At 62.4% G+C, this 4,306-nt stretch carries 4 protein-coding genes; 3 read left to right on the top strand and 1 reads right to left on the bottom strand.

Annotation, left to right across the window (positions count from 1 at the left end):
* Window positions 1–190 precede the first annotated feature (190 nt).
* From ACLP9N_RS08355 to ACLP9N_RS08365, 3 genes are all read left to right on the top strand, one after another.
* The gene (locus tag ACLP9N_RS08355; protein ID WP_442406953.1) at window positions 191–757 is read left to right on the top strand and encodes a class I SAM-dependent methyltransferase; all 567 of its coding nucleotides are present in this window, start codon (window positions 191–193) and stop codon (window positions 755–757) included.
* An 81-nt stretch (window positions 758–838) separates the two neighbouring features.
* The gene (locus ACLP9N_RS08360) at window positions 839–1,738 is read left to right on the top strand and encodes a glycosyltransferase family A protein (RefSeq protein WP_442406954.1); all 900 of its coding nucleotides are present in this window, start codon (window positions 839–841) and stop codon (window positions 1,736–1,738) included.
* Window positions 1,735–2,568 (top strand): glycosyltransferase family 2 protein, encoded by an 834-nt coding sequence (locus tag ACLP9N_RS08365; protein WP_442406955.1) that lies wholly within the window; start codon window positions 1,735–1,737, stop codon window positions 2,566–2,568. The genes ACLP9N_RS08360 and ACLP9N_RS08365 overlap by 4 nt, the downstream gene beginning before the upstream one ends.
* Here ACLP9N_RS08365 and ACLP9N_RS08370 read toward each other — a convergent pair.
* The coding region (locus tag ACLP9N_RS08370) for a PE-PPE domain-containing protein (RefSeq protein WP_442406956.1) at window positions 2,565–4,306 on the bottom strand (1,742 nt) is incomplete at its 5' end. The two genes, ACLP9N_RS08365 and ACLP9N_RS08370, sit on opposite strands and share 4 nt — an antisense overlap.

Here is a 4,306-nt window from a genome sequence, read left to right on the forward strand (position 1 = left end):
GCCTCGCGACGGTGCAATCGATCAAGACTCTGGGTGCTAGCCTTCTCGAACGGAAATCGCGGGGCAGGCCAGCGGTATCCCAGCCAGTTTGTAGTTTGATGAAGCAACCGGGGAAAGGCCGCCGATACGGTGCACGAGTTCACAGGGTCGGTGACGCTTCGATGATCCTTTGCCCAACGCCATGTTGAGGATGATCACCACCGCCCTCAAGAAGACTGATCGCAGGAGGTGGGCGGACCCCAGCCGTCTCTATGCGTCCTGGGAACCTCGGAACGAGCAGGTCGCCGCGCTTGTGCCCAAGAACACTCGCGTGATCGAGTTCGGGGCCGGCAAGCGGGTCCTCGAGCGCCATCTCGACCCGTCGTGCACCTACGTACCATCTGACGTCGTCGACCGCGGGCCGGGGACGATGCTTTGCGACCTGAATGAGAGGCCTCTTCCGGCCCTCGGATCAGACGTTTACGACGTTGCCGTGCTCAGCGGGGTGCTCGAATATGTGCGTGATGTCCCCTCCATGCTTGATTGGTTGACGAATCAGGTCGCGGTCTGCGTCCTCACGTACGCCCCGGCAAAAGCCAATGGCTATTCGCCGCGCGCCCTCGTCGACAGGGTTAGTCGCCTCAGGCACGGCTGGATGAACGGCTATCGAGAAGAACAGCTTCGGTCGCTCTTCCACGAACGCGGTTTCGAGCTGGCGCGAAGCGAGCGCTGGGAAGAGCAACGCTTGTTCGTCTTTTCGCGGGCCCAGCCGAAGTAGTCTCCCTCGAGCTTCGATCAACTAGGCTACTTTTGTCGTCAAGGCGGTAGCGCCTGCACTTCAGCGAGGAGCACACGACAGATGCTGGCGTTCATCACGACCCTGCGTCACCCGCAGAACGCCGCAGACTATGGCCGGGTCGAGGCGCTGCTGCAAGACACCCTGGCGTCGCTGGTCCAGCAAACCTGTGACGACTACCTGGTGATCATCGTCGGCAACCGCCGACCGTCATTTCCGCTGCCCGAGCGCGTCAGGTTCGTCGAGGTCGACTTCCCGCCTCCCTCCCCCATCAAGGGCCCCCGTACCGGCCCGGCATCGGTGATCTGGGACAAGGGGACCAAGAACGCCGTGGGTCTGCTCGCGGCGCGCGACTTCACGCCGGACTACGTGATGTTCGTGGATGCGGACGACTTCGTCCACCGAGAACTAGCGGCCTTCGTGCACGCCCGTCCCGGCCATGCCGGGTGGGTGGTCAAGCGTGGATTGATGTACTCGCGCAGGAGAAACGCGTACAAGCGGTTGAGAAATTTCTACCGGTTCTGCGGCACGTCGTTCGTCATCCCCTTCGATGCGTACGACGTTCCCTCCCATCTGACCGTCTCCTCGTCGCAGCAGGAGATTGCCGCAGCCTTTGGGGAGCGACTCGAACACGTGCTGGAACACGGGTGGGCCTTCGACTGGTGGCGAAACCACGGTCGCATTCTCGAGCCTCTGCCGTTCCCGGGCGCTGTCTACCAGGTAGAAAACCGCGAAAACCATTCCGAAAATGCGCTTTTCGGACCCGCCCGGCCGTACCGCTCTCAGCTACTCCGCGACTTCGCCATTCACCCCTCGAAGTCGCCGGCCTCGACGCTGTGGTCGTCCTTCGGGCCTGCCGCACTCAGGCCGGACCTCAGACTGCCGCGACCGGCGTTCATGCAACCCAAGTCGTACCTGGAAGACTTCAAGCCGCCGGGAGACTCGGTGGTCCGCACGCCGTGAACACCGACCAACGACCGGTCGTTGCCGCGATTCCGAACTACAACATGGGCGAGAACCTGCTCAGGCTGCTCCCCCAGGTACTGGAGCAGCGCTACGACGCGGTCTTCGTGCTCGACGACGCCTCCACCGACGACAGCGCCGACGTGGTCCGTGATTTCGGCGACGCGGTGAAATTCGTTCGCAGTCGCGAAAATCGGGGCGCGGGAGCAAATCGTAATCAGATCATCGACCAGGTTGCAGACGGGGTGCTGATCCACTTCATCGACGCCGATATGGACTTGGAGACTCCCGAAACCCCAACCATTGCACGAGAACTCGCCACCCGCTATGCCGATCGGGGGGTCGGGATGATCGGCGGATTGGTCACCTTCGCCGACGGCCGACAGGAGTGGTGTAACCACGGTGCCGTGCTCTCGGTGTGGGGCAACGGCACGGGGACGCTGCAGTTTTCGATCGACCGGTTGAGCGGAAGACCACGGCTGGCCGGCGCTCTTCGGCGAGTCGTTGCCCCGGCCATGGCGGATTGGCCCAACACACTCGAGCCCCCCGCTCCTGCGCCCGCCTACTGGGTCCACGAGGGAAACATGCTCGTTTACTCCACGATATTCAGATCGATCGGCGGGTTCGACCCTGCGCTACGGGCGCAGGAGATTCAGGAACTGTCAATCCGCTTGGAGAAGAGGGGAATCAACCGACAGTTCGATCCCAGCATCAAAGTGGTTCACCACCACATCGATGTCCGGGGCAAGAATCGCAGTAAATGGGAGAATCACGCAACGCGCTACATGATCCGCAAGCACGGGCTATACCGGTTTCTCACCGACCACTAGCCGATGCCGATAGATGGAACCCCACTGCTGGGCCCCGCAGCCTCCTGCGGATCCGAAATGGCAGCTATTTCCAAGTTCAATAGCCAGGTGTACAGCCCTATGTCGGATGCGATCGGCTGGCCGAACGCATTCACAAGTCCCCCAACAGGGTCGCCGTTGAGCGCTTGCAAGATTCCATCCAGGAACAGGTTGACGTCATAGGACGGAATGCTGATCAGCGCCGCGGTGAGGACGTCCGCCGTCGGGTAGGCAAGGTCGTAGATGTTCGACGCCACCGTGGACACCGTGTTGGCGATGGTGGTGATCGTGTTTCCCAGGACCACAGGTGTAGAGGCAACGGCCGACAACGCCGTCGCCGAAAGCAAGGGCCCCAGCGCCGCAGGGTTAGCGGAAAGCGTTGACAACACGGACGCAGCGCTCGCCGCGCTCGACGATGCCGACGGGCCCAGCAGCGAGGTCAGCGAACTGGTCAGCGTCGAAGGATTCAGCAGTGCGGCCAGTGAACTGAGCGTCGGCAACGTCACCGGGTTCGGTCCGGTGCCAGTGAAATCGCCGACGAAGTTCTGGACGCCCAGCTGAGCTCCGCTTTGCAGAAGGCCGGGCAGCTCTTGGAAGGCATGGAGGGGCGGGAAGAGGCCGGCCTGCGTGGGCACGTTGGCCGGCCCCGTCGACCAGCCGTACAGCGGGTCGCCGTAGCCCAGGTTCACCAGATACGTCAGGTCTGGCTGCAGCAGATCGGCGATGGGGTTCCCGATGAAGGGGATGTCACGGACCGGGTTCAACAGCGGCAGCTGGTTGGTCGGAATCATGAGGTACTCGGTCTGAGTGGGCCCCGACGTAGGCAACACGATCGCCGAATTGATTTGCTGCGCTGTGAGAACGTGGTAGTAGAAGTGGTTCAGGCTGCTGATGGCGTTGAGGTCGGAGAGGATGTCGAGTGGATACTGAGGGAAGTCGGCCCAGCTGTCGTACTCGATCGTGACGATCGTAGTCGGATAGGCGTTGGACGGTGTCGCACCGTAGAAGTCCATTCCGAGACTCGGCAGCTGCAGGCCGGCGAAGCGTTCGAAGAACCCCCCGTTCGGGTTCATCGGATTGCCCACAATGAAAAAACTCGCGTTCGAAGTCGGCACGCCCTCCGCTTGAAGGTTTGCCATCTCCAGCGACACAACGACGGCGCTTTGGGAGTAGCCGTAGATGCTGACCGTGTTCCCCGGTACGGCAAGTGCTTGCTGGACTTGGCTATCCAAGATCTGGAGGGCCTCATTTACTGACGCTGTGAAGCTCAGTTGCTTGATGCCCCCGAACGGGTAGGCGTTTTCCGGCACCGGTCCGGCCCCATACAGCTGCACGACTTGGGCGGCGGTGACCGAGCCAGCGCCGGTACCGATCAGGGGGCGCCCCAGCAGCGCCTCGGCGGGCGCGTTGATCGCACCTGCCAAGCCCTGCTGCACGGTTTGAAGCATGGCGGCGGCGTTGGCGCCCTCAGCCGCTACATAGGATCCGACCCCGGCGTTTAGGGCTTGGATGAATCCATCGTGAAACGCCGCAGCCTGTGCCGCGAGGCCGTAAAAGTCCTGTGCGCAGGTACCGAACACCTTTACGATGGCGGCCGATATCTCGTCTTCGGCGGCGGGCACCAACTCCGTGGTGAGGGCCGCCGCGGCGGCGTGGGCATCGCTGATCGTCGTACCGATGCTCTCCAAATGCGTGACAGCTGAGGCCACTACATCCGTAT

Origin of the sequence: Mycobacterium sp. (genome assembly GCF_052144515.1) — a bacterium.
Taxonomy (GTDB): domain Bacteria; phylum Actinomycetota; class Actinomycetes; order Mycobacteriales; family Mycobacteriaceae; genus Mycobacterium.